The organism is Acinetobacter sp. 10FS3-1, assembly GCF_013343215.1.
Taxonomy (GTDB): domain Bacteria; phylum Pseudomonadota; class Gammaproteobacteria; order Pseudomonadales; family Moraxellaceae; genus Acinetobacter; species Acinetobacter lwoffii_C.
Window position 1 is genome coordinate 1,857,093 of the sequence record NZ_CP039143.1, and the last position, 16,615, is coordinate 1,873,707.

Below are 16,615 nucleotides of genomic sequence, written 5' to 3' on the forward strand. Positions count from 1 at the left end.
AGATAAGGCTATAACATTTAATTAAGGTATATATGAACGGATATACAATTTAAGAATCAATGCAGGCTTAACTCATACAACGATTGAATAATTATGAAGTGGACCAGCATTATGGCAACATGAAGGAGATAGCCATGACAGCCGCAAATGTTAAAATTTTTAACACGGAAGAAGTACAAAATTTTATAAATCTACTCAGTGGTCTTGAGCAAGAAGGTGGTAATCCGCGTATCAAACAAATTATCCACCGCGTAGTTTCTGATTTATTTAAATCAATTGAAGATTTAGAAATTACTTCTGACGAATATTGGGCGGCAATTGCATATTTAAACCAACTCGGTACAAGTCATGAAGCTGGATTGCTTTCCCCTGGTTTAGGTTTTGACCATTTCCTTGATATGCGTATGGATGCCGCGGATGCCGCTTTAGGTATTGATAATCCAACACCGCGTACTATTGAAGGCCCATTATATGTAGCTGGTGCGCCTGTATCACAAGGCTTTGCTCGTATGGATGACGGAAGTGATCCAAATGGCCACACCTTAATATTGCACGGTACAATTTACGATACTAATGGCCAGCCGATTCCAAATGCACAAGTTGAAATTTGGCATGCCAATACCAAAGGTTTCTATTCACACTTTGACCCAACTGGCGAACAAACACCATTCAACATGCGCCGTACTATTATGACGGATGCACAAGGCCATTATCGTGTACAAACGATTCTGCCATCAGGTTATGGCTGCCCACCAGATGGTCCAACACAGCAATTGTTAAATCAATTAGGTCGTCACGGTAACCGTCCTGCGCACATCCACTTCTTTGTGTCAGCTGATGGTCATCGCAAACTAACTACGCAAATTAACGTTGCTGGCGACCCGTACACCTACGATGACTTCGCTTATGCAACTCGTGAAGGCCTAGTGGTTGAAGCGATTGAGCATACCGATCCTGCGATAAGTCAAGCCAACGGCGTAGAAGGTCCATTTGCTGAAATGGTCTTTGATCTAAAATTAAGCCGACTTGTCGATGGAGTTGATAACCAAGTGGTAGACCGCCCGCGCTTGCAAGCTTGATGCAACAATAAATCTAATTTTGAATCTTGTAATCAGGCTGTCAGCAATCGCGTAGCCTGATTTGCTTTATGGATAAATAGAAAATTATATGGATATTCGTATTTTTGATGCAGCAAAAAATGAAATTTTAACCATTCTTCCAGAGCGAGATAGGAGTTTGGCTCGGCTTCGTGCTATCTTGTTAGCAGGACAATTTCCCACCGTGACGGTGATTGGCAAATATAACCACGGTAAAAGCCGACTTTTAAATGAACTAATTGGCGATGACATTTTCTCTGTTGCAGATAAACGTGAAACGGTCACTTTATCTGAACATTTAAAGCATAATGTCCGCTGGTTAGATGCACCAGGTTTAGATGCTGATGTCGCAGCCATTGACGACCAATATGCGCAAGATGCGATGTGGACCGAAGCGGATATCCGCTTAATAATCCATTCTGTTCGTGAGGGTGAATTCGATCCGTATGAATTACAATTATTTCAACAATTCAAACAAGATGAACAGCAAACACGGCGTCAAAGCGTACTGGTGCTGACGCAAATCGATCAAGCACCAGATCAAGATGTTTTAGCACATATTATCGACAGCATTAAAAAACAAGCGCCTGATGCCAATGTTATGCCCGTTTCTGCAACGCGTCATCGCCAAGGCTTAGTCAATTCTAAACCACTACTAGTTCAACGTAGTGGTATTCCAGAACTGCAACAAACCCTCAACGGCATGATTGAAAAAGTTTCCGCAGTACGCCAGTTTGAAAAAAATAAAATCTTCACTGAACTTAAATCAGAAATCTCTGAACTGCAAAATTCAACTCAGACCCAAATACAGCAACTGAACACAACGCTTCAACAACAAGCTGAATCCTTTTTGCATGATCTCAATCAAGTGCTAGACAAAGTTCGTGTGGATTTACAGCCCATTCTGCAGATTTCAGGAAAAGACGATTCTTTAGAACCAGATTCCTTTGCCAATATGTATAAAGTGACTGCGGGTAAACGAGATCGTAACCGTATTCAAGTAGCGTATTCTCGCGCTTGTATCGAAATCAACAGTCACTTAGTACGATATGGTGTGATTGGTTTACCTGATACACAAAAAAGTAATGTCCGTAGTTTGGATACTGTGATGGTTGCGGTCATGGGGGTTTCGGTCAAACTGCGTAAGGATTTAAAACTTATTTTTGACGAAGAATCAGGTCGTGATCGTTTGCGACGTGAATTCACACACTATTTTGAAGTCTCGGCCGATCGCATGCAATTGAAAAACCAACTGCAGAATCTAGAGCAACGACTTCAACTCATTGTACAAGCCCAACAAGTAACAGAAACTTTGGAGGGAGCATTATGAGTACTGATTTGATTCAAACTTCGATTGAAAGTCCAATTCAACATTTGATCCAAAGTTCTGATACTTTCGTTCAGCCTGAGCAAGATATTCTACTGCATTTAAATAAAATGCAGGCTTGGCATCAGCAACTGGCAACCAATCTAAATGAACGACGTTTAAACAGTAACGGATTGAGTTCATCCAGCCAAATATCTACTGCGATTGTGGCTTTAAATACCCAACTTGAACATTATCTGAGTCACTGGGAAACACATCTAGACCGCCTCAAAGATGCACAATCTATTGCTGAACATTTTGAAGATAAAATCATTTTATTAATTTTTGGCAAATTTAATGCCGGTAAAAGTTCATTATGTAATGTCTTGGCTGAAAGTTTCCGCAGACGACAACAAAGCGTTGGTTATTTTTACCTCGATGCTGGAAATATCATCGAAAGTGATAAACCTTTAAAAGAAGGTGCCACAGAGACCACCTCGCGTTTACAAGGTGTTTGCCTCGGTCTTAATTTAATTTTATTAGACACGCCTGGACTGCATTCTGTAACTCCCCAAAATGCCGAACTAACTCAACGGTTTTTAGACAGTGCCGATGGTGTTTTATGGTTAAGCAGTTCATCTTCACCCGGTCAGGTCAAAGAACTCATGGCTTTGGGACAGGAGTTACGTAGGCATAAACCCTTACTGCCTGTGATTACCAGAAGTGATTATTTTGATGAAGACGAGGTGGATGGAGAAATTTTCCAAGTCTTATGCAATAAAAATTCGGATCAACGCAGTTTGCAGGAGCAGGACGTCTATACGCGTGCCACATCGCAACTGGTGGAAATGCAAGTTGATCCTGACTTATTGCAAGTGCCAGTATCGATTTCTTCGCAAATGTTAAAAGATGCAGATTTTAATGATCAAGCTATGCAATCTGCTGGATTTAATAGCCTATTTAATGCTCTTTTTCATTTAATTGAACCCGCCTTAGCCTATAAACAGCGAAAACCTGCCGAAGCCTTGCTTCATCATTTGCAGGAAGAAATATTAGCGCCGTTACAACTTGAAGTTGTGCCGCAGCTTAATCAATTGCAGGTGTGTTTGAACAATGCCAGCAATGCATTAGTGCAGCATAAGTCTCAAATCATGACACAGACTTGGCGCAGCGTTATTGCCACTTTACCAAGCCTATTAGAACAATTTGCCGCGCAGCAAGCCTTGCCTGATTTATATCGCACGCTTACACAGCAAACCAATCAATTACTGGTAGTACACATTTCAAATCATTTGGTTGATTATCAATTGAAATTTATGCCGCTTGAGCATTTAGAGTTTTCGGAGCATTTGGCATACGACGTCATATATGCAGAGGAGGATAAGGACATCTTAGCCATTGGTCATGAGCGTTTATATACTGAAATTTCGAATGGTTTATTGCAGAAAGTAGACAACTATTTGGATGATGTCATTGAGCAATGTCAAAACGTGCTGAGCAACATTGAAAAGCAAATTGAGACCATCCATCAGGGCTTAATCAATGATGAACAAGAACTAAAATACATTGCCGATTATTTAAGAAGGCCAAGTTCTGATTCGTCAAAAGCGAGGAATCTTTTGAATCTATCCTAATTAGATCCTAAATAGGCACATTAGGAAAAACTTCAGTGCAGCTTACCAACCATTATGTTAATCATCATTGAGTTGAACTGGCTCCCCCTCTTCGGCGAATACTTCTTTTATGCATTCTAAAATATCGGGAATGTATGAACTTTGATCCATATTTCTGACCGATAATGAAATTGGCGAATAAGCTTCTAAGTCTAAAATTGGAATATAGATTAAGTTTTTCATGCCAATTTCACTGGCACTTTCAGGAATGATTGAAATCCCTTCGCCAGAGGAAACCAAACCGAGTGCTAAATGAATTTCACGAACTTCTATAAGCTCTTTCGGGACTAAGCCTAATTCCGTAAAAATAGACTGGATTAATGTCGAAAAATTAGGTTTAGGCGCAATGGGATAAGAAAAGATGGATTCTTTGACAATTTGTGACAGGTAAACGCCAGTATCAATAAATTCTGCCAGATGATGATTTTTATGCACCGCCAGTTTTAAGCGCTCTTTACGTAATAATAAACGTTTGATGGCTGGATCGGATAATCGCAATCGACCAAAACCAATATCAATCTTACCTGCTTTTAGGGCTTCAATCTGATCCCGCGTGCCACACTCGATTAATTTTACATGTGTATCTGGATGCCGCTGACGAAATAAATAAATGATTTGAGGCAACAAAGCATACAGTAAAGAACCGACGTAGCCGATCCGAACTGTCTTATCCACAGCATTGATGCGCTGCGCCATTGAGGTCGCTTGAGCTGTATGCGTCAAAATTTGCACAGCATGTTCATAAAAGAACATCCCTGCCTCTGTTGTTTTAACTGGGCGCGATCCTCGTTCGAATAAGGTAATGCCTAATTCTTCTTCTAATTTTTGAATTTGTCGACTCAAAGGAGGCTGAGCAATACAGAGTTTATTTGCAGCTTTAGTAATGCTTTGCTCTTCAACAACCGTCACAAAATAACGTAAATGTCTTAATTCCATTTATATACCTTTTAAGTATTCAAAAATACCAATTTGGCTCTAGTTTAAGATATTACATTAACTTAGGGTATACAAATAGCTAAACACAGAAGATTTTTTGCAATGTATAAAACTATAGAAACATTGCTTGTTGAGATTCCAACGATCCGTCCACATAAGATGGCTGTTGCAACAATGCAAACTCAGACACTCGTACTGGTTAAAATCAGCACAGACGACGGTTTTATCGGCTGGGGCGAAGCCACCACAATTGGTGGCTTAGGATATGGCGAAGAAAGCCCTGAGAGCGTCAAAACCAATATTGAAACCTATTTTGCACCTCTACTCAAAACATTGAAAGATGTGAATGTCGCGCAAATTATGCAGGTCATTAATCGCAATATTAATGGTAACCGTTTTGCAAAATGCGCCATTCAAACTGCATTACTCGATATCCAAGCACAGCGTCTGGGTTTGCCTCTTAGTGAGGTTTTAGGTGGTCGCCTAAGAGACAGTATTCCAGTGTTATGGGTATTAGCTTCTGGTAATACTGAAAAAGACATTCTTGAAGCGCAAAAGATGATTGCTAGCAAGCGTCATAATATTTTCAAACTCAAAATCGGTTCACGCCCTGTTGAACAAGATGTTGAACATGTATTGGCAATCAAAAAAGCCTTAGGTGATGACATTTCAATTCGTGTCGATGTCAATCGTGCATGGTCAGAATTAACCGCGATTAAAGGTATTCAAATGCTGCAAGATGGTGGCATTGACCTTATTGAACAGCCATGCGCGATCCATAATATTGATGCTATGGAACGCTTAACACGTAAATTTGATATTGCGATCATGGCAGATGAATCACTCATGGGTCCACAAAGTGCTTATGAACTGGCAAAACGAAGCGCTGCCTCTGTATTTGCAGTAAAAATTGCGCAATCGGGCGGCTTACTTGAGGGCTGCGAAATTGGAAAGATCGCCAATCTTGCAGGTATAGATTTATACGGTGGCACCATGCTAGAAGGTTCTGTAGGCACAATTGCTTCAGCCCACGTATTTTCAACCTTCAGCAATTTAGCATATGGCACTGAGTTATTTGGTCCATTATTGCTGACTGAAGAAATTTTAAAAACGCCACTTAAATATGAAAATTTTGAGCTACAAATCCCTACAGGTTTAGGCTTAGGTATTGAGTTGGACGAAAATAAAATCGACAACCTACGTCGTCAATAATTTAAGGAGTCATCATGCTTTTCCAAGTCAAAATGGACGTACATATCCCTTTAGATATGCCAAGCGATAAAGCCAATGAAATTAAAGCTGTTGAAAAAGCTTATTCACAAGATTTACAGCGCCAAGGTAAATGGCGCCATATTTGGCGTATTACGGGTCAATATTCAAATATCAGTATTTTTGATGTTGAAAGCAATGAAGAGTTGCACAACATTTTGCAAGGTTTACCACTCTACCCGTATATGGATATTCAAGTAACAGCGTTGAACCGCCATCCTTCTTCAGTTCGTGAAAATGATAGCTGATCAGAACATTAAACCACTCTAATTTTTAGGGTGGTTTATCTCTCATTTATATACTGAGATGTATTACAGGAGTTTTAAAGGAGCAGTTTGAAATAGGTCCTAATTGTACAGTGATAACAACCCAATAATTTTTATGCATAGGTATTTTTGAAATGATATTTACGCATAGCAATTTAAGCATATACAAATAAGAGTAGGCATATGATTGATAAAAGCTCAACATCCTTAATGGATGCACTGTCCCAAATTAAAAATGGTTCAACTGTCATGATCGGTGGCTTTGGTACAGCTGGTCAGCCTGCTGAACTGATTGACGGACTGATTAAGCTTGGCATCAAAGACCTCGTAATTGTGAATAACAATGCAGGCAATGGTGATTATGGCCTTGCGAAACTGCTTAAAGCAGACTCTGTCCGTAAAATCATTTGTTCTTTCCCGCGCCAGTCTGACTCTTGGGTCTTTGATGAACTTTACCGTGCTGGAAAAATTGAATTAGAACTTGTGCCACAAGGCAATTTAGCATGTCGTATTCAAGCGGCGGGGATGGGTTTAGGCCCAATCTATACGCCTACAGGTTTCGGTACGCTTTTAGCTGAAGGTAAACCGACACTCAATTATGAAGGTAAAGACTTTGTTTTAGAAAATCCAATCAAAGCCGACGTTGCACTCATCAAAGCGCATCAAGGCGACCGTTGGGGCAACTTGGTTTACAACAAATCTGCACGTAACTTTGGCCCAATTATGGCCATGGCTGCCGATGTGACTATTGCGCAAGTATCTGAAGTGGTTGAACTGGGTGGCTTAGATCCAGAAAATATCATCACCCCAGGGATTTTTGTTCAACACGTTGTTGAAGTTACACCTACTCAATAATTGGATACGGAGATTTAAAAATGAGTTATACCCAATTAAGCCGTGATCAAATTGCTGAACGTGTGGCCCAAGATATTCCAGATGGTGCTTATGTGAACTTAGGCATTGGTTTACCGACTAAAATTTCGAATTACCTACCTTCAGATAAAGACATATTTCTACACTCTGAAAATGGTCTATTGGCTTTTGGCCCACCTCCAGAAACAGGTCATGAAGACCCAGAGCTGATTAATGCTGGTAAAGAATTTGTCACCATGTTGACTGGCGGTGCATTTTTCCATCATGGTGACTCATTTGCCATGATGCGGGGCGGTCACTTAGATATTGCTGTACTCGGTGCATTCCAAGTGGCTGAAAATGGCGACTTAGCCAACTGGCATACAGGCGCTCCCGATGCAATCCCTGCAGTGGGTGGTGCAATGGACTTGGCTGTGGGTGCAAAGAAAGTATTTATCACCACAGATCATGTAACTAAAAAAGGCGAGCCTAAAATTGTCGCTGAATTAAGTTACCCTGCCACTGGCTTGAAATGCGTAGACCGCATTTATACCGACCTTTGCGTGATTGATGTGACGCCTACAGGCATGACCGTGATTGAAAAAGTAGACGGTCTGAGCTTTGAAGAGTTGCAGGCAATGACTGGTGCAAAGTTGGTGGATGGGACATCTAAATAAAAAAGGGAGTCCCCTTTTACAAAGGGGGATTTTTCGAATAAATCAGCTTTTTAAAATCGCTCTCAACCTCCCTTTTAAAAGGGAGGAGCTTTCAGTAAAGGATTTAAAAATGAAAAACGCATACATCATTGACGCTATTCGTACACCTTTTGGTCGCTATGCAGGCGGTCTAGCGCCAGTTCGTGCAGATGATCTGGGTGCATTCCCCATAAAGGCTTTGATGGAACGAAATCCGACGGTCAATTGGGAAAATGTTGATGATGTCATTTACGGTTGCGCGAACCAGGCCGGTGAAGATAATCGTAATGTCGGACGTATGTCTGCCTTTTGGCTGGTGTGCCTTATCAAGTGCCTGCAACTACGGTAAACCGTTTATGTGGCTCATCTTTAGATGCTATTGCAATGGCCGCACGTGCAATCAAAGCCAATGAAGCTGATTTAATTATCGCGGGTGGTGTAGAAAGCATGAGCCGTGCGCCTTTTGTAATGGGTAAATCTGAATCTGCTTATGGGCGCAGCCAGAAATTTGAAGACACTACCATGGGCTGGCGCTTTATCAATCCTAAGTTGAAAGAAATGTACGGTGTAGAAACCATGCCGCAGACAGCGGAAAACGTTGCAGAACAATTCAATATCAACCGCACGGATCAAGACATCTTTGCATATAACAGCCAACAGCGCACCGCAGCAGCCCAAGCCAAAGGTTTTTTTAAAAGCGAAATTATTGCTGTCAGCATCCCTCAACGTAAAGGCGATGCCGTAATTGTTGATACAGATGAACACCTGCGCGCTTCAACCACACTGGAAGGTTTAAATAAACTCAAACCGGTTGTGAAAGCAGAAGGTACAGTCTTGGCATGATACTATTTATGTATTGTTAAATTTTCACGAATTTGCATAAGATAGCTAACCAGCCACGAATTTAATGGATTAAACACGGCGCATGGCACTAGTAAAATACGACAGTAGCGGCAAAAATGCAGGCTATCCTCAGGAAATTCACGACCTGCTTTCCAAGCTACATTTTGACACTGAGCATGGACAAATCTGGTTTGACGAATACCGCATGTTGCTGATGCATACCAGCGTCATCGGCTATTTGCGTAAAGACCTTGTCAATATGATTGGAATACAACGCACCAAACGCTTTTTTATTCGTTTAGGCTATCAGGCAGGTCTAAAAGATGCAGAAGTCACCACGAAAATGCGCCCAGGCTTAAATGAAGAGCAGGCTTTTATGGCAGGGCCACAAATGCACGGTATTCGTGGCATGGTACAAGTTTCTGCCAATCAACTGATTATAAATCAAAAGAAAAAACAGTTTTATGCAGACCTAAACTGGCATAACTCCTTTGAAGCCGATGTACATCTTGAACAGTTTGGACCGAGCAATGAACCTTCTTGCTGGATGCTGCTAGGCTATGCTTGCGGGTACAGCAGTTATGCCACAGGCATGACCATTATTTATCAGGAAATGGAATGTAAAACCTGCGGACATGCTAACTGTCGCATTATTGGTAAACCACTCGGTGAATGGGAAAATGCCGATGAACTGATTCAGTTCATGTCACCCGAACCGATGAAACAGGAACTCATTGCACTACAAGCCGAATTGTATGAACTGAAAAAATCGATTTATACCACCAGTAAAAATGACTACAGCATGTTCAGCTCAGTCGGCCAATCGGCAGCCTATCAACGGGTTTGTGACTTACTCAAAAAAGCCGCAGGTGCCAAAGTTTCCATTTTGTTGCAAGGTGAAACAGGTGTCGGGAAAGAAGCCTTTGCCCGTGGTGTACATGAACTGAGTCAACGTAAAGAATATGCTTTTGTCGCAGTCAACTGTGCGGCAATTCCGCCTGAACTGGTTGAATCTGAACTGTTTGGTGTTGAAAAAGGTGCATTTACAGGTGCACATCAATCACGTGTAGGTAAATTTGAACGCGCCCATGGCGGTACTATTTTTTTAGATGAAGTGATCGAACTTTCACCACGTGCTCAAGCGGCTTTGCTGCGTGTGCTACAAGAAGGTGAAGTGGAACGTGTCGGAGATTCACAAACCCGTCATATTGATGTTCGCGTGATTGCTGCAACCAATGAAGATTTAGAACAAGCGGTTAAAGCTGGGCGTTTCCGTGCCGATTTATATTACCGTTTAAATATTTTTCCTGTCCAAATTCCACCTCTGCGTGAACGCCGTGAAGATTTACCGCTGTTAGTCGAACACTTTTTAAAACGCTTTGAAAAAATGTATGACAAACAAATTCAGGGCGTCAGTGAAAAAGCCACTGATTTTATGCAAAGCTATGCTTGGCCTGGCAATATTCGTGAACTGGAAAACCTGCTCGAACGTGCGGTACTGCTAACGGAAGATCAACAACTGATTAAACTGAAAGCCTTATTTCCACAAATGCACAGCGAGCATAGCGTAGATGAACAAGCCAACGTAGATTTAGACAAGCTGTTGACTGAAGGTTTTGATTTAGAACAACATGAACAACAACTGATTATCACCGCGATGCAAAAAGCCAAACACAATGTGTCTGAAGCGGCCCGTTTGTTGGGTATTAGTCGAGCAAAGCTCGATTATCGACTTAATAAATATTATTAGGGCGTGTCCTCATTTAAAGAATTGGTTTTAAATACTTAAAATCTTCCTTTGACTTATTTTTATTTCTATATTTTCAATGGCACGTACTCTTCTTACCGATGATATCTGGCAGCAAATTCAAGATACTATGCGATTACATGATTGCTACCGTTCAAAGAATAGTAGAAATATCATGGAAGCGATCTTATGTAATATGGTTCCGTTAATTAGACCACTCAATTCAGTTTTATAAGTGATAAATCCGCTCTAAATATTTAAATTATGCTGCCATTACTTTTAGTAAATGTTGATCATAAAATTCATTCGGTGTTGCCTTATTCAAACTTGAATGAGGACGTATCATGTTATAAAAATCCAAATATTCAGCAATTGATTGTTTCGCTTGTTTAACCGTATCGTAAGCCTTCAAATAGACTTCCTCATGCTTCACGCTGCGCCATACACGCTCAATCATCACATTATCCATCCATCGTCCTTTCCCATCTATACTGATACGGATATTTCGCAATTTTAACTCATTCAAAAATGCTTCGCTTGTGAATTGACTGCCTTGGTCTGTATTAAAGACTTCAGGACAACCATATTTCACAATTGCTTCTTGCAACGCATCTATGCAAAAGTCTGTTTCCATACTGCTCGATACACGATGAGCCAGTACTTTACGACTATGCCAATCTATAATTGCACACAGATAGACAAAGCCTTTAGCCATAGGAATATACGTTATATCTGTACACCAGACTTGATTAGAGTGATCTATGACCGTGTTTTTCAACAGATATGGGAAAATACGGTGTGCAAGATTAGGCTTACTGGTATTGGGTTTTGGATACAAGGCATGTATTCCCATCAAGCGCATTAAACGTCGGACTTTACGCCGACCTATTTGATGCCCTTGACGCTGTAGCATATCTCGTATCATTCGACTGCCCATAAATGGGTAGTCGAGATGAATTTCATCGATTAGACGCATCAAACTCAAATCAGTGGATGAAATCTCTTTGGGCTGGTAATACAACGTACTGCGATTGATTTGAATCAATTGCGATTGTTGTCGTACCGAAAGTTGATGGGTCTTATCGATCATTTTTTGCCGCTCAACTGCCCTATTTTTCTGAGCGCACCTTCTAAAAAATCAATTTGCAATGCCTGATGTCCTATCTTGGCATGTAAAGCTTTGAGGTCAATCTCTGGTTCTTGTTGTGCTGTTGGTCGTGAAAAAATATTGACTGATTGCTCAAGCAGTTGATTTTTCCAATCAATGATTTGGTTTTGATGTAAGTCGAATTGAGTAGAAAGTTCAGCGAGTGTGTGGTCGCCTTTAATTGCTGCGAGAGCAACTTTAACTTTAAACTCTGCTGAATGATTACGACGTTTTCTTCGTGTCATGGTTGACTCCAAAAACAAGCATTTCCCATGCTTATTGGGGAGTAGATTATCACTTATAGGCGTGGTCTAAAATCCTAGACCCACATCAATTAATTGATAAAATTTTCATAAAATCCCTTTAAATCATAGCTTCTATATACTCTTTTCCAACCAAAATACCATTTTCCAAAGGCTTTGTTGCATAAATATGTAAGCATCTGATTTAAATAAATTTAATTTTGGATCAAAAAATAATCAAAACTTTTAAAATCATATAGTTATGAAATCTTTGTGCAACAAAGCCTGTTCGAAGTAATTCATTTCGCTCTAGCGAGCTACTCTTTGTATCTTTCCATGGTTTCGCATTTTTTCTAGGTGGAATCACCGCATGCGCTTGCCGATCTGCAATGACCTGGCGGCATTGCTTGGTGTCATAAGCTCCATCGGTATAAACAGAGTCAATCCGCTCATCTTGTGGAATCTGATTAAGTAAATCACCAAGCACCTGTGAATCACTGACATTATTGGTTGTAAGCTGAACTGCTCGTATTTGCAGGGTTTTAGCATCTATACCAATATGAAGTTTACGCCATTGGCGACGATATTCAGGTCCATGTTTCTTGCGTTTCCATTCGCCCTCACCTAGAAACTTCATGCCTGTAGAGTCCATGAGTAGATGCAGCCCATCGCTACTTTTTTGGTAGCTGATTACAATATCAATATGCTTTTGTCTTCTACAAAGCGTGGTGTACGAATATCACTGATATTCGGGGCTGCTCATCCGCAAAGTTTAATCAGACTTTGCACAAAGCCAGTGACCATACGTAAAGACAGACGGAATAAGGATTTAATCATTAAGCAGCATTGGATGGCTGCGTCGGAGTAGGTTTGATTTCGCCCTTGTTTGCCTTTTGATGGCGCATACCATTGCGTAGCAGGATCAAACCAAATGGCAATATTTCCGCGACTCATGAGTGCTCGGTTATATGCGGGCCAATTGGTTGTGCGGTAGATTTTGTGTGTAGGCTTCTTCATTTGAAAATTATATCGCTGAAAAACCCTTTACAGATAGGTTTGTGCAACAAAGCCGTAAAAATTTAAAATATAATTTATCTATTTCTGAAATTATTGACAAGCATATCCCTTAAAGTCAACGTTGATTTTTCATTTTTAAATAATTTATGATAAATAACATCCACTTCTATCAAATTCTCCTTAATTAAAATAGGGAAAATTTTAAATGTATTATGAAAATTATATTTTTTAGCAATAAAACTCGGCATAATGACCCCATAATCTGTTTTTTCAACTATATCCGGGGCAGCACTATAATAAGGTATATTCATTTTATTTTTACACCCCAATTTATTTAAAATTTTATTAACAACTTCAGAATGACCAGTTATATTATTATCCACACCAATCAGACTTAATAAGTTATAATTATTAAAATCCCCATCAGATTTAATCAATGGGTGTCCATCCCTAATCATTAAAACAAAGCAATCTTGAAATAAATTTTCAGATATTAAGTTAATATTATCTTTTAAAGCGGGAAAATTACCAATTGCAAAATCAATTTTACCCTCCCTCATTTTCACTTCCATTTCCAATTGATTAACTTGCAAGATATTGATATCAATATTTAAATTCGCCTCATCCAATAACAAGCAAAGTGGTGGAATAAAAAAAGATTGTGCTAAATCAGACATAACTATATTATAATTTTTCTTATAGAACAAATTATCATTATACCCCTTTTGATTCAATGATAACTCTATTAACTCAATCGATTTTTTTAGATTATCAATAATCTTCCTACTGAAAATTGTAGGTTTCATATTTCCAGACGTACGAACAAATAAATCATCATCATAAATATTTCTTAATTTTTTTAATGATTGGCTCACTGCAGGTTGTGAAATATTAAGAATTCTTGCTGTTTCTGTTAGATTTTCAGTATCGAATAAACTACAGAACACTTTGACCAAATTATAATCAAAATTTTCCATGCAATTCCTCCTTGAAAAACAAAATTCCATAGTTGATATTAAATATTAACTATGGAATTAGATAACGACTTACTTCATAAGTTTTCTGGCTAGACCATCAGGATTTAAAAATAAAATTGTAAAAATCCCAATAATAATCATATAGATACCAGCAGAGTTAAAACCAATATTGACACCTCTAATCAGATTTTCAGCCATTTCTTTAGATACCATTATACCTTTAGCAGGTTGTATATAACCAGCTGTATCCATTAAATATCCCACCATAGTTGGAGAGACTATACCTCCAATAGACGCAGTTGCAACTAATGTTGCCATGACTGCAGCACGTTGTTGTGAACATACACTGAAACCTACTGCCATGGTCGCTAAAGGGAAACACATTGCGAAACCAGCTGCAATAGTAATCAATATGATACACATACTATTCGATGCCATTGGTATTAAGAAAAAGCAAATACCTGATATCAAAATCATTGATCCGAAAATCATACCTAATGAAACATATACAGTCTTGTCCTTCCGCATCAAAATTCTTGAAATATAACCGGCTCCAGCTAGGCTTAATGCACCCATAATCCAAGGAAAGCTTGAAACTGTTGCGATTACTTCTGGTGAAAAGGACCCTAGTGCTGCAATATATTTAGGTGTCCATGTAGTTAAAAAACCTAATGACCAAAAACACCCTAAACCAGCTAAAAATGCAGAATAAAACATTTTTGAATTTAAAATTTTAAAGAATGGTACAGGTTTTAGGTCATCTACAAAATGAACAATACTTTTACTATTTAAGTTCACTTGTTTTTTTTCAATAGGTAGAGTTTTTTCCTTACTAAAATGGCTATATGGACCTTCTTTGAATACTATTGCCCACAAGATTGTCCATATAAGGCCTACCGCACCCAAAAATCCAAATGCCCAGCGCCATCCCCAATCTGGATGAGCAATAATATAAGCTAAGATTGGCGCAGCAATTACAGGACCTAATGTAGTACCGGAAGCAACCAAACTACTAGGAAAACCTCGTGATGAAGGTTCAAACCAACTTTGAACATGTGTTAAAGATATAGATGAAGCAGGACCCTCTGCTGCCCCTAGAACAATTCGAGTCACTAGGAGAGCCATTGCTCCACCACCAAATAACATAGGAAATTGTAAAATTGCCCAACTCAAACCCATAACCAAAATAATCCACCTGGTTTGAATCTTTTCAGCAACAAATCCAACAATGATTCCTGATATCGCAAATAAAAAGAAAAATGAACTTCCAATAAAACCAAACTGAGTACTTGTCATCCCTAACTCAGACATTACAGATTCAGCAACTAAACCTAATACAGCTTTATCTGCAAAATTCACCATTTGAAAAACTACTAGCAATGTCGTAATAATCCAGGCTTTTCGCATAATTCTTTTTCTATACTTAAAATCCGTATCAATTATCTCATTCTCTGACTTCATTAATCATCCCCTCTTTCATTAAATATTATTTAGAATTTAAATTCATATGTTGTAATGACACGATTTTCTTTAAAACTATTACCTGAATTGTTTTCAATACCATACCGAGTATCAGTTTGTGTGTATCTCCATTCTAAACTCAATCCTTTAAATTTACCTTCAGGAACAGCATATATAAGACCAACAATAGTTTCCTCTTCTTTATTATCATTTAATCCCGGTCTTTTAATATTATGACCATAATGGTAACCTAATCTTGTTTTAAAGCCATCCATTCCATGATTCTTAAAATCATGAATATAATTCAGATGCCATGTTAATTCTTCAGGATTATAAAAAGGAAGATTTGACCATGCTTGCAAATAAGGTTGTGGCGGATAACCAGCAAGGGTTGGGAAAATATCTTTCCCCATATTCTTTTGTACCCCTATACTGAGTTGATTATCATACTTATAATACGTACCCATTAAACCCACAGCCTGACTATCTATTTCTCCATATAAATTTTTTCCATCTTCTACATTATAAAAATAACTACTTTCAATTTTTAATTTTGATTGTTCAAATTGCTTTGTGTAGGCCAAACCTAGATAATTTTGTTGATAAATATCTTCAAGCTGACCAAACTAGTAAGATCCCGAAAAATACTCACTGAATTTATAATCCAAGCCAATAAAATTTAATCCATCACTTTCATATCTTGGTCCAGATCTTAATAAACTTAATTTTTCATATTGATCATCATTCCTTGCATTAATATGCGTAATCCGCCCCATATTAATATTTAAATTTTTGATTTCTTTTGACTCTAGCATCACCCCTGCATATGAAGTCGGGAGCTGCCTTGAAGTATCAATAAATACAATTGGATTTTTTGGATTTAATTCCCCCACCTTCAACTCTGTATCTTTATATTTAAATTTTAAGGTGACTCCATACTTCCCATAGGACTCTTTTAATTTATTATCCTGAGTGTCGTAAGGAAAATTGGTATCACTGAGCTGTTCATTTTTATCATTGAGCCGAAATGCATACCTTAGACGGCTTTGTTGCACAAACCTAGCATCAAAAGCTTATTCAGCAATAT

At 38.9% G+C, this 16,615-nt stretch carries 12 protein-coding genes and 3 pseudogenes; 9 read left to right on the top strand and 6 right to left on the bottom strand.

All coding sequences use genetic code 11. The annotated features are described in order from the left end of the window. Window positions 1–134 precede the first annotated feature (134 nt). The 3 genes from catA (at window position 135) to E5Y90_RS08815 (ending at window position 4,037) form a co-directional block, all read left to right on the top strand. A complete protein-coding gene (gene catA / locus E5Y90_RS08805) occupies window positions 135–1,079 on the top strand; it encodes a catechol 1,2-dioxygenase (RefSeq protein WP_174660009.1) in 945 nt (314 codons plus the stop codon). A gap of 88 nt (window positions 1,080–1,167) precedes the next feature. After that, window positions 1,168–2,427: a GTPase gene (locus E5Y90_RS08810; RefSeq protein WP_174660010.1), complete on the top strand. Its 1,260-nt coding sequence runs from the start codon at window positions 1,168–1,170 to the stop codon at window positions 2,425–2,427. Next, the gene (locus E5Y90_RS08815) at window positions 2,424–4,037 is read left to right on the top strand and encodes a dynamin family protein (protein ID WP_168397076.1); all 1,614 of its coding nucleotides are present in this window, start codon (window positions 2,424–2,426) and stop codon (window positions 4,035–4,037) included. The genes E5Y90_RS08810 and E5Y90_RS08815 overlap by 4 nt, the downstream gene beginning before the upstream one ends. A 57-nt stretch (window positions 4,038–4,094) precedes the next feature. Here the strand turns inward: E5Y90_RS08815 and catM are convergent, their stop codons facing one another. Continuing rightward, on the bottom strand, window positions 4,095–5,012 hold the full coding sequence (catM, locus tag E5Y90_RS08820; protein ID WP_168397077.1) for a cis,cis-muconate-binding transcription regulator CatM: 918 nt from the start codon (window positions 5,010–5,012) through the stop codon (window positions 4,095–4,097). Window positions 5,013–5,114: 102 nt separating this feature from the next. Between catM and E5Y90_RS08825 the strand changes: the two genes are divergently transcribed. The 6 genes and pseudogenes from E5Y90_RS08825 (at window position 5,115) to mobR (ending at window position 10,687) form a co-directional block, all read left to right on the top strand. Then, window positions 5,115–6,224 (top strand): muconate/chloromuconate family cycloisomerase, encoded by a 1,110-nt coding sequence (locus tag E5Y90_RS08825; protein ID WP_168397078.1) that lies wholly within the window; start codon window positions 5,115–5,117, stop codon window positions 6,222–6,224. 14 nt (window positions 6,225–6,238) lie between these two features. Further along, window positions 6,239–6,529 carry a muconolactone Delta-isomerase gene (gene catC, locus E5Y90_RS08830; protein ID WP_004827058.1) on the top strand — a complete coding sequence of 97 codons (291 nt, stop codon included), beginning with the start codon at window positions 6,239–6,241 and terminating at the stop codon, window positions 6,527–6,529. A gap of 201 nt (window positions 6,530–6,730) precedes the next feature. Then, window positions 6,731–7,402 (top strand): 3-oxoacid CoA-transferase subunit A, encoded by a 672-nt coding sequence (locus tag E5Y90_RS08835; protein ID WP_168397079.1) that lies wholly within the window; start codon window positions 6,731–6,733, stop codon window positions 7,400–7,402. 20 nt (window positions 7,403–7,422) lie between these two features. Next, complete coding sequence (locus E5Y90_RS08840) at window positions 7,423–8,076, top strand: 3-oxoacid CoA-transferase subunit B (protein WP_168397080.1); 654 nt, start codon at window positions 7,423–7,425, stop codon at window positions 8,074–8,076. Between the two features lie 109 nt (window positions 8,077–8,185). Next, window positions 8,186–8,934 (top strand): annotated as a pseudogene (locus E5Y90_RS08845) (beta-ketoacyl synthase N-terminal-like domain-containing protein); the annotation flags it as partial. A gap of 85 nt (window positions 8,935–9,019) precedes the next feature. Further along, window positions 9,020–10,687 carry a phenol degradation transcriptional regulator MobR gene (gene mobR, locus E5Y90_RS08850; RefSeq protein ID WP_174660011.1) on the top strand — a complete coding sequence of 556 codons (1,668 nt, stop codon included), beginning with the start codon at window positions 9,020–9,022 and terminating at the stop codon, window positions 10,685–10,687. A gap of 259 nt (window positions 10,688–10,946) precedes the next feature. Here the strand turns inward: mobR and E5Y90_RS08855 are convergent. The 5 genes and pseudogenes from E5Y90_RS08855 to E5Y90_RS17485 form a co-directional block, all read right to left on the bottom strand. Then, a protein-coding gene (locus E5Y90_RS08855) for an IS3 family transposase (RefSeq protein WP_168397082.1) occupies window positions 10,947–12,076 on the bottom strand; the annotation gives its coding sequence in 2 pieces (ribosomal slippage) (window positions 10,947–11,824 and window positions 11,824–12,076; 1,131 coding nt in all). 283 nt (window positions 12,077–12,359) lie between these two features. Further along, a pseudogene (locus E5Y90_RS08860) lies at window positions 12,360–13,090 on the bottom strand (IS5 family transposase); the annotation flags it as partial. 74 nt (window positions 13,091–13,164) lie between these two features. Further along, a complete protein-coding gene (locus E5Y90_RS08865) occupies window positions 13,165–14,067 on the bottom strand; it encodes a LysR family transcriptional regulator (RefSeq protein ID WP_174660012.1) in 903 nt (300 codons plus the stop codon). 69 nt (window positions 14,068–14,136) lie between these two features. Next, window positions 14,137–15,528, bottom strand: a complete 1,392-nt coding sequence (locus E5Y90_RS08870) for an MFS transporter (protein WP_168397146.1) — start codon at window positions 15,526–15,528, stop codon at window positions 14,137–14,139. Window positions 15,529–15,557: 29 nt separating this feature from the next. Next, window positions 15,558–16,583, bottom strand: a pseudogene (locus E5Y90_RS17485) (OprD family outer membrane porin). Window positions 16,584–16,615 lie beyond the last annotated feature (32 nt).